This window comes from Pseudomonas sp. NPDC090755 (assembly GCF_044769005.1).
In the GTDB taxonomy this organism is placed as follows: domain Bacteria; phylum Pseudomonadota; class Gammaproteobacteria; order Pseudomonadales; family Pseudomonadaceae; genus Aquipseudomonas.
This window is the reverse complement of the sequence record NZ_JBIVXC010000036.1, coordinates 1-16,385: the sequence shown is the minus strand read 5'-3', so window position 1 is coordinate 16,385 and position 16,385 is coordinate 1. Positions and strand designations below refer to the sequence as shown.

Genomic DNA, 16,385 nt, shown 5'->3' with positions numbered 1-16,385 from the left:
AGACGAAAGCCGCAGCCTTGGTCGCTTGCAGCTGGACTCTTCGTGCAGCCCGGTTCGCCGTATCGCATACGTGGTGGACAACGCCCGTGTCGAACAGCGTACCAACCTGGACAAGCTGGTTATTGATCTGGAAACCAACGGTACCCTGGATCCTGAAGAGGCCATCCGTCGTGCTGCAACCATCCTGCAACAGCAGTTGGCTGCGTTCGTCGACCTCAAAGGTGACAGCGAACCTGTGGTAGTCGAACAGGAAGACGAGATCGATCCGATCCTGCTTCGTCCGGTTGACGATCTGGAATTGACCGTACGTTCGGCCAACTGCCTTAAGGCGGAGAACATTTACTACATCGGCGATCTGATTCAGCGCACCGAAGTAGAACTGTTGAAGACTCCGAACCTGGGCAAGAAGTCCCTGACTGAAATCAAGGACGTTCTGGCCTCCCGTGGTCTGTCCCTCGGCATGCGCCTCGACAACTGGCCGCCTGCAAGTCTTAAGAAGGACGACAAGGCGACTGCCTGATCGTCGTAATCACCGAACGTAGTGTTTGGTAAGGAATGAATCATGCGTCATCGTAAAAGTGGACGTCACCTGAGCCGTACCAGCTCTCACCGCAAAGCCATGTTCCAAAACATGGCGGTGTCGCTGATCGAGCACGAGCTGATCAAAACTACCCTGCCAAAAGCCAAGGAACTGCGCCGCGTTGCCGAGCCGCTGATCACCCTGGCCAAAGAAGACAGCGTAGCTAACCGTCGTCTGGCTTTCGACCGTACCCGTTCGAAAGAAGCCGTTGGTAAGCTGTTCAACGATCTGGGCAAGCGCTATGCCACCCGTCAGGGCGGCTACCTGCGTATCCTCAAGTGCGGCTTCCGCGCTGGCGATAACGCACCTATGGCGTACGTCGAGCTGGTTGATCGTCCTGTCGGTGGCTCGGTAGAAGCTGCTGAGTAAGGCGACAGTCTGAAACAGAAAACCGGGCCCAGTGCCCGGTTTTTTGTGTCTGCACGCATTGAAACAATCTATTGATCTGAGTCATGTAATGAATTTGTCCTTGTAATATTCCTGGTCAATACTCGTTCCAGGCCGATTAGCCGGCAGTTCGAGACCGATAGGGAGATTACACATGAGCCAGACCAAGACACTGACCACCGCCAGCGGCGCACCGGTTGCCGACAACCAGAACTCGCGTTCTGCTGGTCCGCGGGGGCCGTTACTGCTGGATGACTTCCACCTGATCGAAAAGCTCGCGCATTTCAACCGCGAGAACATCCCTGAGCGTCGCGTGCACGCCAAGGGCTCGGGGGCCTATGGCACCTTCACGGTGACCCGCGATATCACCCGCTACACCAGCGCCAGGCTGTTCAGCGAGGTGGGCAAGCAGACCGAGACCTTCCTGCGCTTCTCCACGGTCGGTGGCGAGCGTGGTTCGGCGGACACCGAGCGTGATCCGCGCGGCTTTGCCCTCAAGTTCTATACCGAAGAAGGCAACTGGGACATCGTCGGCAACAATACCCCGGTATTCTTCATTCGTGACCCGCTGAAATTCCCGGACTTTATCCACACCCAGAAGCGTCTGCCGCAAAGCAACCTGAAAAGCCCTCAGGCGATGTGGGATTTCTGGTCTCATTCCCCGGAAGCGCTGCACCAGGTCACCATCCTGTTCTCCGACCGCGGCATTCCTGACGGCTACCGTCACATGCACGGCTTCGGCAGCCACACCTACAGCCTGATCAATGCGCAGGGCCAGCGAACCTGGGTCAAGTGGCATTTCAAGACCAGGCAGGGCATCAAGAACCTCTCGCCTGCCGACGCGGCGCGTCTGGCCGGTACCGATCCGGATTACGCCCAGCGTGACCTGTTCGAGGCGATCGAGCGTGGTGATTTCCCGAAATGGGCGGTGTGCATCCAGGTCATGAGCGAAGAGGAAGCGGCCACCCGCGACGAGAACCCGTTCGATGTGACCAAGACCTGGTCGCAGAAAGACTACCCGCTGATCGAGGTTGGCGAACTGGAGCTCAACCGCAATCCGCTCAACTACTTTGCCGAAGTGGAACAGGCGGCGTTCGGTCCGAGCAACATGGTGCCAGGTGTCGGCCTGTCGCCCGACCGCATGCTCCAGGGCCGCGTATTCGCCTACGCAGATGCCCATCGCTACCGGGTTGGTACCAACCACCAGCAACTGCCGGTAAACGCCCCACGCAGCCCGGTGAACACCTACCAGCGTGATGGCGCCATGGCGTTTGGCAGCAATGGCGGTGCCGCGCCGAACTACGAGCCCAACAGCTACGCCAATGCGCCTAAGCAGGCACCGCACCATGCGGAGCCGGCGCTGGCCCTCAACGGCGTGGCGGGCCGCTATGACCACCGTGAAGACACCGACTACTACAGCCATGCCGGCGCGCTGTTCCGCTTGATGAACGCCGAGCAGAAGGCCTTGTTGATCAGCAACATCGCCGGGGCCATGGCAGGTGTTTGCGCCGATGTCGTCGAGCGCCAGCTGCAGCACTTCTTCAAGGCCGATCCGGCCTATGGGGAAGGGGTTGCCAAGGCTTTGGGCATAAATATCGCCTAAGTCGAAGTGATAAGAATAACCGCCCTCATTTGGGCGGTTTTTCAATGAATATCACTACCGTTTACCCACTTTATTCGCATATTTTGCTCGAATCTCAGTGACCTTCGAGTCATCCTGGTTCAAACTATTACTTTCGAACAGGGAGAGCAGGGCGATGCAAGGTCACCCGGACGTAATCGATTATCTCAACACGTTGCTGACGGGCGAACTGGCGGCACGCGACCAATATTTCATCCACTCGCGCATGTACGAAGACTGGGGCCTGAGCAAGCTCTACGAGCGTATCAACCACGAGATGGAAGAAGAGACGCAACACGCCGATGCCCTGATGCGTCGTATCCTCATGCTCGAAGGCACGCCACGCATGCGTCCTGATGACCTGGACGTCGGTGCCACGGTACCGGAGATGCTCGCCGCCGACCTGCGCCTGGAGTACAAGGTGCGCGCCGCGCTGTGCAAGGGCATCGAGTTGTGCGAACTGCACAAGGACTACATCAGCCGCGACATCCTGCGCCTGCAACTGGCTGATACCGAGGAAGACCACGCCTATTGGCTGGAGAAGCAGCAGGGCCTGATCAAGTCCATCGGCCTGGAGAACTACCTGCAGTCGCAGATGTAAGTTTACCGAAACAAAAAGCCCCGCCAGTGCGGGGCTTTTTTTTTGGGCTGTGTAGGATCAGGCGCGATCACGCTCCAGCAGCGGCTTGAGGTAATGGCCGGTGTGGGACTGCTTCATCACGGCCACTTCTTCAGGCGTACCGAAGGCGATGATCTGGCCTCCTTTGGAGCCACCCTCGGGGCCGAGGTCGACAATCCAGTCGGCGGTCTTGATCACGTCCAGGTTGTGCTCGATCACCACCACGGTGTTGCCGTGGTCACGCAGGCGGTGCAAGACGTCGAGCAATTGCTGGATATCGGCGAAATGCAGGCCCGTGGTCGGCTCGTCGAGGATGTACAGGGTCTTGCCGGTATCACGCTTGGACAGCTCGCGTGACAGTTTGACCCGCTGCGCCTCGCCGCCGGACAGGGTGGTCGCCGACTGCCCCAGCTTGATGTAGGACAGGCCGACATCCATCAGGGTCTGCAGCTTGCGCGCCAGGGCCGGTACTGCATCGAAGAACTCGCGGGCTTCCTCGATGGTCATTTCCAGCACCTCGTGGATGTTCTTGCCCTTGTACTTGATCTCCAGGGTTTCGCGGTTGTAGCGCTTGCTCTTGCACACGTCGCACGGCACGTAGATGTCCGGCAAGAAGTGCATCTCGACCTTGATCAGGCCGTCGCCCTGGCACGCCTCGCAGCGTCCACCCTTGACGTTGAAGGAGAAACGCCCCGGGCCGTAACCGCGCGAGCGCGACTCCGGCACCCCGGAGAACAGCTCGCGAATCGGCGTGAACAGCCCGGTGTAGGTCGCCGGGTTCGAGCGCGGGGTGCGACCGATCGGGCTCTGGTCGATGTCGACCACCTTGTCCAGGTGCTGCAGGCCGTCACAGCTGTCGTGGGGGGCCGCCTCCAGGCTGCTGGCACCGTTGAGCGCCGTGGCACTGAGCGGGAACAGGGTGTTGTTGATCAGTGTCGACTTGCCCGAGCCGGATACGCCGGTGACGCAGGTCAGCAGGCCGATCGGGATCTCCAGGTCGACGTTCTGCAGGTTGTTGCCACGGGCGCCCTTGAGCTTGAGTGCGAGCTTCTTGTTACGTGGGGTGCGCTCGGCCGGTACGGCAATCTTGACCCGGCCCGACAGGTACTTGCCGGTCAGCGAGTCCGGGTGGGCCATGACCTCGGCAGGCGAGCCCTCGGCGACGATCTGGCCACCATGCACACCGGCACCGGGGCCGATGTCCACCACGTAGTCGGCTAGGCGGATGGCATCCTCGTCGTGCTCGACCACGATCACCGTGTTGCCGATATCGCGCAGGTGATTGAGGGTTGCCAGCAGCCGGTCGTTATCGCGCTGGTGCAGGCCGATGGACGGCTCGTCGAGGATGTACATCACCCCCACCAGGCCGGCGCCGATCTGGCTGGCCAGGCGGATGCGCTGGGCTTCGCCGCCGGACAGGGTGTCGGCGCTGCGGTCCAGGGTCAGGTAGTCGAGGCCGACGTTGACCAGGAACTGCAGGCGCTCGCAGATTTCCTTGAGGATCTTGTCGGCGATCTCGCCGCGTCGACCGGTCAGCTTGAGCCCGCCGAAGTAATCGCTGGCATCGCCGATCGGCAAGCCAGTGACCGCCGGCAGGGTCTTCTCGCCCACCCACACATGCCGCGCCTCACGGCGCAGGCGGGTGCCGCGGCAATCCGGGCACGGTTGGGTGCTGAGGAACTTGGCCAGCTCTTCGCGCACGGTGGCGGACTCGGTCTCGCGGTAGCGGCGCTCCAGGTTCGGCACGATACCTTCGAACGGGTGCGAGCGCTTGACGATGTCGCCACGGTCGTTGAGGTACTTGAAGTCGACGTTCTGCTTGCCGCTGCCGTGCAGGATGACCTTCTGCTGCTCGGCCGGGAGTTCGCCGAAGGGCACCTCGAGGCTGAAGCCGTAGTGCGCGGCCAGGGAGCCGAGCATCTGGAAATAGTAGACGTTGCGCCGGTCCCAGCCGCGAATCGCCCCTTCGGCCAGGGTCAGCTCATTGTTGACCAGGCGCTTGGTGTCGAAGAACTGCTTGACCCCCAGGCCATCGCAGGTCGGGCAGGCGCCGGCCGGGTTGTTGAAGGAGAACAGCTTGGGTTCCAGCTCGCTGATGGCGTGGCCGCAGATCGGGCAGGCGAAACGGGCCGAGAAGATCATTTCCTCGAACGGCTCGTCGTCCATCGACGCCACCAGGGCGATGCCGTCGGCCAGCTTCAGCGCAGTCTCGAACGACTCGGCCAGGCGCTGCTGCAGGTCCTCGCGGACCTTGAAGCGGTCGACCACCACGTCGATGGTGTGTTTTTTCTGTTTATCCAGCTTGGGCAGCTCATCGAGCTCGAACAGCTTGCCGTTGACCCGGGCGCGAACGAAACCCTGGGCGCGCAGCTCATCGAACACCGCCAGGTGTTCACCCTTGCGCTCGCGGATCACCGGAGCCAGCAGCATCAGTTTGCTGCCTTCGGGTTGGGCCAGCACCAGGTCGACCATCTGGCTGACGGTCTGGGCCTCCAGCGGGATGTCGTGATCCGGGCAGCGCGGGGTGCCGACGCGGGCGTAGAGCAGGCGCAGGTAGTCGTAGATCTCGGTGATGGTGCCGACTGTCGAACGCGGGTTGTGCGAGGTCGATTTCTGTTCGATGGAAATGGCCGGCGACAGGCCTTCGATGGTGTCGACGTCGGGCTTTTCCATCATCGACAGAAACTGCCGGGCATAGGCCGACAGTGATTCGACGTAGCGCCGCTGGCCCTCGGCATACAGGGTGTCGAAGGCCAGCGACGACTTGCCGGAACCGGACAGGCCGGTAATCACGATCAGCTTGTCCCGGGGCAGGGTCAGGTCGATGTTCTTCAGGTTGTGGGTGCGTGCCCCACGTATCAGGATCTTGTCCACTGCGGCCTCGCTCGGCGGGCATAAACGATTGAGTATACGGCGCCCTGCCAGTACGCGGCAAAGCGTCGCGTAGATGCCGTCAGGCGATGGGGCTGGTAGAATCGCCGCCGGTTCACACGAGGTTTATCCATGCACGATACCCACAGCGAAGGCATGAGTGGCAGCGAAACCCGCGCCGCAGGCGGCCTGGCCCTGGTGTTCGCCTTTCGCATGCTGGGCATGTTCATGGTCCTGCCGGTTCTGGCGACCTATGGCATGGACCTGGCGGGCGCCACTCCGGCATTGATCGGCCTGGCCATCGGTGCCTACGGCCTTACCCAGGCATTGCTGCAAATTCCGTTCGGGATGATTTCCGATCGCATCGGTCGTCGCCCGGTGATTTACCTGGGCCTGGTTATCTTTGCCCTGGGTAGCGTGCTGGCGGCCCAGGCCGACTCGATCTGGGGCGTGATCGCCGGACGTATCCTGCAAGGCGCCGGGGCGATTTCGGCGGCGGTGATGGCGCTGCTGTCCGACCTTACCCGCGAGCAGCACCGGACCAAGGCCATGGCCATGATCGGCATGAGCATCGGCCTGTCGTTCGCCGTGGCCATGGTGGTTGGCCCCTTGCTGACCCGCGCCTTCGGCCTGTCCGGGCTGTTCCTGGCCACCGCGGCCATGGCGCTGGTCGGTATCGGCCTGATCGCGTTCGTGGTGCCCGCGTCCCACGGGGCCTTGCAGCACCGCGAATCGGGCGTGGCCAAGCAGGCCCTGGGCCCGACCCTGCGCCATCCCGACCTGCTGCGCCTGGACGTGGGCATCTTCGTCCTGCATGCGATCCTGATGGCCAGCTTCGTCGCCTTGCCCCTGGCCTTCGTCGAGCGCGGCGGCTTGCCCAAGGAAGAGCACTGGTGGGTGTACCTGACCGCCTTGCTGATCTCATTTTTTGCAATGATCCCGTTCATCATCTACGGCGAAAAAAAGCGCAAGATGAAACGTGTCCTGCTGGGAGCGGTCAGTGTATTGATGCTCACCGAGCTCTTCTTCTGGCTGTCGGCAGACAACTTGCACCAACTGGTCATCGGCACCGTGATATTCTTTACTGCCTTCAACCTGCTGGAGGCATCCTTGCCTTCGCTGGTGAGCAAGGTGTCGCCCGCCGGCGGCAAGGGCACGGCCATGGGGGTTTATTCCACCAGCCAGTTCCTTGGTGCCGCGCTGGGAGGAATTCTCGGTGGCTGGTTGTTCCAGCACGGTGGCCTGAGCACGGTGTTCCTGGGCTGCGCAGCCTTGTGTGCACTGTGGTGGATCGTGGCCATCAGCATGCGTGAACCGCCGTACGTGACCAGCCTGCGCATGCCGTTGTCGGCCGAGGCGGTCCGCGAGGCGGGACTGACCGAACGGCTGCTGGCCGTACCGGGTGTGACCGACGCAGTGGTGGTGGCCGATGAAGCCGCCATCTATATCAAACTTGATACACAAATTTTGGATCGCACGACCCTGGAGCGCCTGGTAAACCCGGCCTCCGAAGCGTGCGAAGCCTAGGAGAACGTTATGGCCCGTGGGGTTAACAAAGTCATTCTGGTCGGTACCTGCGGTCAGGATCCCGAAGTCCGCTACCTGCCCAACGGTAACGCCGTGACCAACCTGAGCCTGGCCACCAGCGAGCAGTGGACCGACAAGCAGACCGGCCAGAAGGTCGAGCGCACTGAGTGGCACCGCGTATCGATGTTCGGCAAGGTTGCCGAGATCGCCGGCGAATACCTGCGCAAGGGTTCGCAGGTCTACATCGAAGGCAAGCTGCAGACCCGCGAGTGGGAAAAAGACGGCATCAAGCGCTACACCACTGAAATCATCGTCGACATGCAGGGCACCATGCAGCTGCTGGGCGGCCGTCCACAGAACCAGGACGGTGGCAACCAGTACAACCAGGGTGGCAACCAGGGCGGCGGCAACTACAACCAGGCGCCACGCCAGCAGGCCCAGCGCCCGCAGCAGGCTCCTCAGCGTCCGGCACCACAACAGCCGGCTCCGCAGCCAGCGCCAGACTTCGACAGCTTCGATGACGATATTCCGTTCTAAGGAATCGTAGAGACTTTTTCGTAAAGTTTTCTTTGAGAGCCCCCGCACTGCGGGGGCTTTCTCGTTTCTGGGGGGATAGCTTCTGCTGACTCAATCCTGCTGGCGCCACTCGGCACTTGGCCATCAACCGCGTGGCGACCTTTTGGAAGCTTGGTGCTTCCCGCTCCGGACGACTTGCCTGAGGTGCCACACGCCGTCGTTCGGCATGATCTAAGCTCCACAAATATGGTGTTTCGAGCTGGGGTTTTCAATGCGAAGCGCACCTGAAAACAGTCTGAAAAATGCGTTGAAAATCTGTAGAGATAGCTTTGTGTCTGTTGGCTTTTTCAGCTTTTTCATTAACGCATTAATGCTGGTCCCTACCTTCTATATGCTTCAGGTATATGGACGAGTGATGACCAGTGGAAGCCTGACGACCCTGGCGATGTTAACGCTGATCATGACCGGACTGCTGATCACGCTCGCCTCCCTGGAATGGATTCGTTCGCGCATCATGGTTCGGGTCAGTACCCGGTTGGATGTGTTGTTGAGTCGCCAGGTCTACAAGGCGAGTTTCAAACGGGCTTTGGAAAGTGGCGGCATGGATGCCTCGGCGCAGTCGCTCAACGACTTGACGGGGTTGAGGCAGTTTCTCTCAGGTAATGGCTTGTTCGCCTTTTTCGATGCGCCCTGGTTACCGATTTATATCGCGGTGATGTTTGCGTTCCATCCCTGGTTTGGCTGGGTAGCCACGGGCAGTGCCCTGTTGTTGTTATCGCTCGCATTTATCAATGAGAAGCTGACCGGAGCGGTACTGGCCCAGGCCAACAAGGAGCATATCGGCGCGACGCTCTACACCACCAAGAACCTGCGCAACGCCGAAGTCATCGAGTCGATGGGCATGCTTGAAACCCTGATGGATCGATGGGGGCGTCGGCAAAGGAACGTGTTGTTGCTGCAGTCCCTGGCGAGTGACAGGGCAGCGATTGTCAGTACGGTTTCCCGGTCTTTCCGGCTCTTGGTGCAATCACTGGTGCTGGGGTTGGGGGCTTACCTGGCGGTGGATAATCAGGTGGGCGCAGGCTTGGTGTTTGCCGGGGCCGTGCTGTTGGGGCGGGCACTGGCCCCTATCGATCTCATCATCGGTAGCTGGAAGGGCTTCATTGCTGCACGCTCGCAGTACAGTCGTCTGAACGACATCCTCGACAAACAACAAGCGCAACCCGAGCGTATGTCTTTACCTGCGCCCCAAGGGCATGTGCAGGTCGAGAATCTGATTGTCGCGGCCCCTGGCTCGAAAACCCCGATCATCAAAAACATCAGCTTCAGCGTACCTGCCGGTTGCGTGGTGGGAATCATCGGTCCAAGTGCATCGGGCAAGTCGACCCTGGCCAGAGCACTGATGGGAGTATGGGCGCCGCAGCATGGGGTGGTCCGGCTGGATGGCGCGGATATCAGTGCCTGGGACAAGCACGAGCTTGGCCCGCATATCGGCTACTTGCCCCAGGATATTGAATTGTTCGAAGGCAGCGTCGGCGAGAACATTGCCCGATTCGCCGAGGTCGATTCGGCGAAAGTCATTCAGGCGGCCAGGACTGCTGGCGTTCATGAAATGATTCTGCTGCTTCCCGATGGCTATGACACCATCATTGGCAGCGAGGGCGTCATGCTGTCGGGAGGGCAGCGCCAGCGCATCGGACTGGCCCGCGCCCTGTATGGCAACCCGCGGCTGATTATTCTCGACGAGCCCAATTCCAATCTTGACGAGGTCGGTGATCGCGCCCTGGCCGCAGCCATCCAGCAGGTCAAGCAGACCGGTGCGACCCTGTTTGTCATTACTCACCGAACCAACATCGTCTCGCAACTTGACCGGCTCATGGTGATGAGAGCTGGGGTTATCAGTCTCTTTGGGCCTCGCGACCATGTGCTGGCCGAACTCAACGCGCAGCACCCGCAGGTACAAAAGCACACCATGCCAGCACCCGTAGGCGCCAGCATGGCCTCGGTCGAAACTAGCAAGGGCAATGGCAATGGCAATGGACCCTACGATGCCCAGCCGTCAAATTGAAGGCTTTGCTGACCTGCCCATAGCGGATCGTAAAATCCGCCGCCTGGGCCTTGGTATTGTCGGGGTGACTTTCGGCCTGTTTGGCACCTGGGCGGCGATCGCGCCCCTCGACGGCGCCGCGTATGCGCCCGGTGTGGTCACCGTGCAGTCTTATCGCAAAACGGTCCAGCATCTTGAAGGGGGCATTGTCAAAGCGGTGCTGGCCCATGACGGTGACATCGTCAAGCGTGATGATCCGCTGATCATTCTCGATGATGCCCAGCTACGCTTCGAGTACGAGATGGCCAGAAGCCAGCTGATCGCGGCCAGAGCCATGGAGGCAAGGCTCATCGCCGAGCGCGACATGTCACCGGTGATCGGTTTTGGAAAGATCGCCGATCTCGCCAGCCCGCGAGGAGCGGAAGCGCGTCAGGGCGAGACTCAGGTGTTCAACGCTCGGCAAGGCTCGCGGCTGGGCCAGATAGCGGTGTTACGCGAGCGCATTGGCCAGTTGAATCAACAGATCAAGGGATTGGAGTCGATGATCGGTGCCAAGGTTAGCCTGGAGAAATCCTACAGCGGTGAAATCGATGAATTAACCGACCTGTTGCAGCAGGGGTTCGTTGACAAGCAACGTCTGCTTGAGCAGGAACGCAAATTGGGGATGCTCAGGTCGGAGGTGGCTGATCACCGTTCCACCATCAACAGGACGCGGTTGCAGATCAACGAAACGCAGTTGCAGATTCTGCAAGTCGACAAGGATTTCAATGCCGACGTTGTCAAGCAACTGGCCGAGGTCCAGACCCGGATATACGACCTGCAGGAGAAAACCTCGGCCCTGGAAGACCGGCTCAACCATATCGTCATCCGCGCACCCGACGCGGGCATGGTGATTGGCATGACAGTGCACACCGTTGGTGGGGTCGTGCGCCCGGCGACGCCGTTGCTGGACATCGTCCCATCGGTTTCCGAGCTGGTCATAGAAGCCCAGGTGGCGCCGGTGGATATTGATCGCGTCGCCATCGGCAAACGTGCCGATATCCGTTTCGGCGCATTCAAGAGTTCGACGACTCCGGAGATCGAAGGCGAGGTCAGCAGCGTTTCGGCTGACCGGCTGACCAACGAAAAGACCGGGGCTGCTTATTACCTCGCGCGGGTTCGGGTAACTGAGGAGGGCGCTCGCACCTTGGGTGAGCGCAAGTTGTTGCCGGGGATGCCGGCGGATGTGTTGATCATCACCGGGCAACGCACGCTGTTGCAGTACTTGATGCAACCGGCCCGCGATGCCATTTCTCAATCGATGATCGAGGAATGACTGTGGGCGTGTCGTCAGTTCTTCTGGGTGGGGTGCTCATGCTTGCAGCGGGTGCCGCCCTGGGGCAAACCGCTGTGCAAGCCTCGACCGGGGTCAGTGCCTCGACGTTCTCCACCGATCTCAAGCAGTTGTATCGCGAGGCGCGACTGGAGGACCCACGGGTATTGGCCTCTTATGCGCAAGCGCAGGCGGGCAAGGAGCATCAGCGTGAGGCCGTGGGGGCGCTGTTGCCGCAATTATCGTTCAACGCCGGGTCGAACCGAATTCACCAGGAAAACGACCTGATACAGCAGAGCTACGATAGCGAAAGCTACAGTCTGGTGCTACGTCAGTACCTCTATAACAAGGCCGCGTGGGAGAACTACCAAAAGTTCAAAAGCCTGGCCAGGCAGTCGGAATCGGAAGCGTTGGATGCTCAGGCCGAGGCGACTGTGGAATTGGCGCAGCGTTACTTCACTGCGCTCGCGGCCGAGGATGAGCTGGAGTTGGTGAGGGCGGAGCGTCGAACCACACAAAAGAGCCTGGATCGAGTCAATGCGTTGTATGAAAAGCAGTTGGCGTTGGTGACGGATCAGCTCGACCTCAAGGCCCGAGTGGATTTGCTCGCGGCGCAGGAGCTGGATGCGCGCAACCAGGCCAGTATCAGTCGCGAGGCACTGGCGGAGATCGTCGGTCGCCCGGTCAAGGAGAAGCTCAACCGGATTCGCGATGACGCGCATCTACGGGTTTCAGCACAGAGTCTGGAAGACTGGGTCCGCGACGGTATTGCGCTAAACCCAACGCTCAAGGCCAGCGAGAGTGGTGTCGAAGCAGCGGGCGCCGCATTGCGCAGTGGCAAGGGTGGGCATTACCCGACCGTGAGCCTGAACCTGAGCACACAAGAAACCAACGAGGGCTACAACAACGCCCAGGCGCCGCGCACTGACAGCTATGTCGCTGGTATCGGCGTCCAGATGCCGCTTTACAGCGGCGGCTCGACCTCGGCACGGGTCCGTGGGCTCTACCAGGATCAGCTGGTCGCCGAGCAGGAGCTGGAAGCAATCCGGCGCCGGGTGGTCAAGGAGATCACCAGCGCTTACCTGACCGCCAATTCGAATGGTGAAAAAATCGACGCGAATCGCCTGGCCCTGGCTTCGGCAAAGCTCTCCAGGGTGGCGGCAGAGAAAGCATTGAGCTATGGAATGGTCAATGCCGTCGATGTTCTGGCCAGTGTCCGCAACGAGTTCCGCGCTCGGCGTGACCTGCTCAAGACGCAATACGAATTCCTCAGTAATGTGTTCTCCCTCAATCGCTGGGCGGGAAAACCTCCAGCCGAAAGTGTCGATAGTGTGAATGGCTGGTTGAGTCCCGGCAGCTCCGCCCAGGCAGCAGACGTTGGATCCGACTATTAGCCGAAAGCGTGCCTGGTCATTCAACTACAACCCTGGCGCCGAAAATACTTATGTCCTTCAGCGTGCAGGCCATGATGACGACGCACTCATTTGCGTTCATTTATCCTCCGCCCACTCCGGCCTGTCAGCCCTGGTTTATGGGGCTTGCTGAGTCAGGATGAGGCGATAAATTGACGGATGTACTTTTAGCGCATGTAACTACACGCCATTCGTCTGTTTACTGACGATTTTGTTCAGTATCAGAGGGTGCTTGCAGATCACCTGTGGCGAGCTTAAGGCCTTGATTTACGGGAACCAAGGCCACTCCTTGGGTGCACGACCGGGCTATCCGCATCAGGCTTGAGTCAACGGCTGGCGGTTGCGTGCACAGGCGTCGCCTTGCGCTGACCTAGACTCAGTTGAGGGGATCCTGGGAGCACAGAATCATGCGTAAGCTATTGATAGTTATTTCTATTTGTATTTTCTCGGTGACGCTTTCCAGCGTTGGGACGTGTCTGCAAACCTTGTCGATGCCACAGGTGAAAGTGGCTTCAGACCCGTTGCCTCAGGACGGTCAATGGATGCAGGTCATAGATCGTTTTTCATGGGAGGCGGGAGCATCATGCCTACCCACAGAAAACCGATACGTGTGATGGTGGTCGATTGCCGTCCCCTGGTTCTCAGGGGGCTTCGTGACTTGATCGATGCCAGTAAGCCGCGGATGGAAGTGAGCGGTGAGGCCACCACCTATACCAACGCACTGGATCTTGCCGATCAGTTGCATCCCCATGTCATTCTTTTCAGTTTCTTTCCAGATGTGCTGAACCCGCTGGAAGTCATCGCGGGACTCGCACGCAGCGCTGAAATGAAAGTGCTGGTGCTCAAGGGCCTGTACGAAACTGTCCCCGTTGTCCAGGCGATAGAGGCGGGCGCACGCGGCATCGTACTGGCGGAAGACCCGACGGAATCGATCATCCAGGCCATCATCAAGGTGCACGATCACAACAGCGGGATGGACAGAGCCTGGGTCGGTGGGCTTTGCGACTATGTGGCGAGCACGAATACACCCTTGAAATGTAATCTGGAACGGGCGAAACAGGCGCGGTTGACGCTGCGCGAGAGGGAACTGATTCGCGCCATCGTGGGGGATCCGTCCGCCAAATACGTTTGTATTGCCGGGCGCCTGGGGATCAGCGAGCACACCGTGCACAACCATCTCAGTAACATCTATCAAAAGCTCAATCTGATCAATCGCATTGACTTAGTGATGTATGCGCTTAAGCACGGGCTCATCAACAACGAAGAACCGCCCGAGTCCCTCCGGGTGGAGCGGGATTGAATTTCACGTTGCCGTAGGTTCAAAAAGCAATGCGAGGGAGGTTGCCACGCCACCCTCGCATTCTTTTACACGTGCGCTGACTCAGGCGCTGCCAAATACAATGTCGCTGTTGAGCAGATCGACCCCGACTAAAGTGATGGTAGTTGTCTGTCCGCCAGACTCGGCAACCGTCACGATGGCGTCTGCGCCGCTGTTGTCGATCGATTGGACAACGGCGGTCTGGTCGCCGTTGAGCACCAGCGTGTCTCGCAGGCTTGGGCCCACATCGAAGCCGGTGACCTGGTACAGGTTCTCATCGGCGGACAAATCGACGTTGAAGGCATCCCGCTCACCGCCTGTACCCACCAGCCTGTAGTCGAAGAGTGCGTCGGCCGGGTCGTTGGCGAACAGGTTGGCGTCGAACGCACTCGTCGCCGTGTCCCCATCCTTGTCGGTCAGCGTCGCATTGAACGCCAGCTTGAGATCACTGGCCAGGCTCTCGCTCTCCTGAATGAACTCGATCACCGGTATTTTGATCACGCCCAGGCCCATCGTGAGCTGAACCGCGTCAATGAGCTTCGAGTCCGACCTCTCGATGACGAAGGATGTCTGTCCTCCATCCTCCGAGGTCAGATCGGCGGCAAGCACTTTTATCGGCGCACCTGACGTCGTGCCGTCATCGTAGAAGATTGTGTAGTACAGCTCTTCCGTTGCCGGGTTGTACCCTTGGACCGAGTTGTCGATGAACACTTTGAGGCCCGTCAACAAGGTCTCGGGATTGATGACGAAACTCTCATCACCGGCATTGATGCCTGCTGTCCCGTTTCCATCGAGGTTGTTGTTGGTAATGCCAATGCCGGACGTGCTGACGTTCATGTTCGCGGCGCCGATGAATGCAAACCCGCCGGCCTCTACCTGTGCTTCGGTGAGGTCGGGCGCTCCCAGACCGATGGCAGAAAATATATCGCTTGAGGCCGTGGTCGCGTTTACACCGAAAAAGACAATCTCCTCAGATGGCGAAGGAATAGTCGGCGGATCCTGCGCCGGAATTAACAATGTGCGCACGGGGTCCGGGCCGCCGGCACCGAGTGAGCCGTCGGCACTGCTGCGTACGATCGTCGAACCGAAGCCCTGCACCAGGTCCAATGCATAGCTGCCATCGGCAAAGGCGGTCAGCGTGTAGTCGACGGTGGTATCCGCCGTTGCAGCGTTGTTGTCGAAGTCTCCGGTCAAGGTTCCCGCGAACTGGTACGCACCATTGGCGTCCGGTGAAGGCGCCAGCTCAGTGAGCGTGCCGGTTCCGGTCGTGGTCGTGTTGTCTGGCCTGACGAGGGTGAACTGGCCATTGACCAAGGTGATGTCCAGCCCCGTCGTCCCTGTCCCGTCGGCGCCGGCCGACATGCTCCAGAAGCCGTATTGCGCAAGGGTGCTACCGGTCCCGATCAGGTTACCGAATGCGAGTGCCGGGCCGTCGTCCTTGATCACCAGGTTTTGCCCGATGTTCAGCGTGGCCTGGACGCTGTCGCCATCCTTGTCGGTTTTGGTTGCCGTCAGGGTGACCAGGTTGTCCGAGGTCAGGCTGGTCGAGTCATCCGGATTGGTCGCGTCAGGATGGATCACGGCGCGAAGCTGATCGAGGGTGACGTCACCGTTGGCGGCAACGCTGACGGTGAATACCAGGAGATTGGTCGTGGCCGTGCGGCCTTCGACCACGGTGCCGTTGAGCGACAGGTTGACGGCCTCACCGGTGGCGGAATCGGTCAGCCCGGAAGCACCGGCTACCACACCTAGCGCATAGGTCAGCGTGCCGGCGCCATCGGCGCCAAATGCCGAGGTGAAGTTGGCGGCGAAGTTCTGCGTGGCGTTGGTCGTCAGCACGGTCTCATCCACTGTCAGCGTCGGTTCCGTACCAGTGGTGCTGATGCTCGGGCCGTCGTCCTTGAACACCAGGTTTTGCCCGATGTTGAGGGTGGCCTGGGCGCTGTCGCCATCCTTGTCGGTTTTGGTTGCCGTCAGAGTGACCAGGTTGTCCGAGGTCAGGCTGGTCGAGTCGTCCGGATTGGTCGTGTTGGGATGGACCACGGCGCGAAGCTGATCGAGGGTGACGTCACCGTTGGCGGCAACGCTGACGGTGAACACCAGGAGATTGGTCGTGGCCGTGCGACCTTCGACCACGGTGCCGTTGAGCGACAGGTTGACGGCCTCACCGGTGGC

The 16,385-nt window shown here is 60.1% G+C and carries 12 protein-coding genes; 10 read left to right on the top strand and 2 right to left on the bottom strand.

Annotated elements, in window-relative coordinates:
• The 4 genes from ACIQUS_RS26520 to bfr form a co-directional block, all read left to right on the top strand.
• A partial coding sequence (locus ACIQUS_RS26520; RefSeq protein WP_403053941.1) for a DNA-directed RNA polymerase subunit alpha C-terminal domain-containing protein occupies nt 1-520 on the top strand: 520 nt, incomplete at its 5' end.
• Nucleotides 521-562: 42 nt separating this feature from the next.
• Nucleotides 563-949 (top strand): 50S ribosomal protein L17, encoded by a 387-nt coding sequence (rplQ, locus tag ACIQUS_RS26515; protein ID WP_009397469.1) that lies wholly within the window; start codon nt 563-565, stop codon nt 947-949.
• A gap of 172 nt (nt 950-1,121) precedes the next feature.
• Nucleotides 1,122-2,570, top strand: coding sequence for a catalase (locus ACIQUS_RS26510; RefSeq protein ID WP_403053938.1), 1,449 nt, complete (start codon nt 1,122-1,124; stop codon nt 2,568-2,570).
• A gap of 154 nt (nt 2,571-2,724) precedes the next feature.
• Entirely contained in the window at nt 2,725-3,189 is a 465-nt protein-coding gene (gene bfr, locus ACIQUS_RS26505; RefSeq protein ID WP_285865172.1) for a bacterioferritin, read from the top strand.
• A 57-nt stretch (nt 3,190-3,246) separates the two neighbouring features.
• Here the strand turns inward: bfr and uvrA are convergent, their stop codons facing one another.
• Nucleotides 3,247-6,081 (bottom strand): excinuclease ABC subunit UvrA, encoded by a 2,835-nt coding sequence (gene uvrA / locus ACIQUS_RS26500; RefSeq protein WP_403053933.1) that lies wholly within the window; start codon nt 6,079-6,081, stop codon nt 3,247-3,249.
• A 129-nt stretch (nt 6,082-6,210) separates the two neighbouring features.
• Here uvrA and ACIQUS_RS26495 point away from each other — a divergent pair, with 129 nt between their 5' ends.
• The 6 genes from ACIQUS_RS26495 to ACIQUS_RS26470 all read left to right on the top strand — a co-directional run bounded on the left by ACIQUS_RS26495 (nt 6,211) and on the right by ACIQUS_RS26470 (nt 14,192).
• Nucleotides 6,211-7,605 carry an MFS transporter gene (locus ACIQUS_RS26495; RefSeq protein WP_403053930.1) on the top strand — a complete coding sequence of 465 codons (1,395 nt, stop codon included), beginning with the start codon at nt 6,211-6,213 and terminating at the stop codon, nt 7,603-7,605.
• Between the two features lie 9 nt (nt 7,606-7,614).
• Nucleotides 7,615-8,142, top strand: a complete 528-nt coding sequence (locus ACIQUS_RS26490; RefSeq protein ID WP_285865176.1) for a single-stranded DNA-binding protein — start codon at nt 7,615-7,617, stop codon at nt 8,140-8,142.
• A 250-nt stretch (nt 8,143-8,392) separates the two neighbouring features.
• Nucleotides 8,393-10,189, top strand: a complete 1,797-nt coding sequence (locus tag ACIQUS_RS26485) for a type I secretion system permease/ATPase (RefSeq protein WP_403053926.1) — start codon at nt 8,393-8,395, stop codon at nt 10,187-10,189.
• Nucleotides 10,170-11,483, top strand: coding sequence for an HlyD family type I secretion periplasmic adaptor subunit (locus tag ACIQUS_RS26480; RefSeq protein ID WP_403053924.1), 1,314 nt, complete (start codon nt 10,170-10,172; stop codon nt 11,481-11,483). The genes ACIQUS_RS26485 and ACIQUS_RS26480 overlap by 20 nt, the downstream gene beginning before the upstream one ends.
• A gap of 2 nt (nt 11,484-11,485) precedes the next feature.
• Entirely contained in the window at nt 11,486-12,874 is a 1,389-nt protein-coding gene (locus ACIQUS_RS26475; protein ID WP_403053944.1) for a TolC family protein, read from the top strand.
• A 601-nt stretch (nt 12,875-13,475) separates the two neighbouring features.
• Entirely contained in the window at nt 13,476-14,192 is a 717-nt protein-coding gene (locus tag ACIQUS_RS26470) for a LuxR C-terminal-related transcriptional regulator (RefSeq protein ID WP_403053921.1), read from the top strand.
• Between the two features lie 81 nt (nt 14,193-14,273).
• Here ACIQUS_RS26470 and ACIQUS_RS26465 read toward each other — a convergent pair.
• On the bottom strand, nt 14,274-16,385 hold a 2,112-nt coding region (locus ACIQUS_RS26465; RefSeq protein ID WP_403053918.1), incomplete at its 5' end, for a DUF5801 repeats-in-toxin domain-containing protein.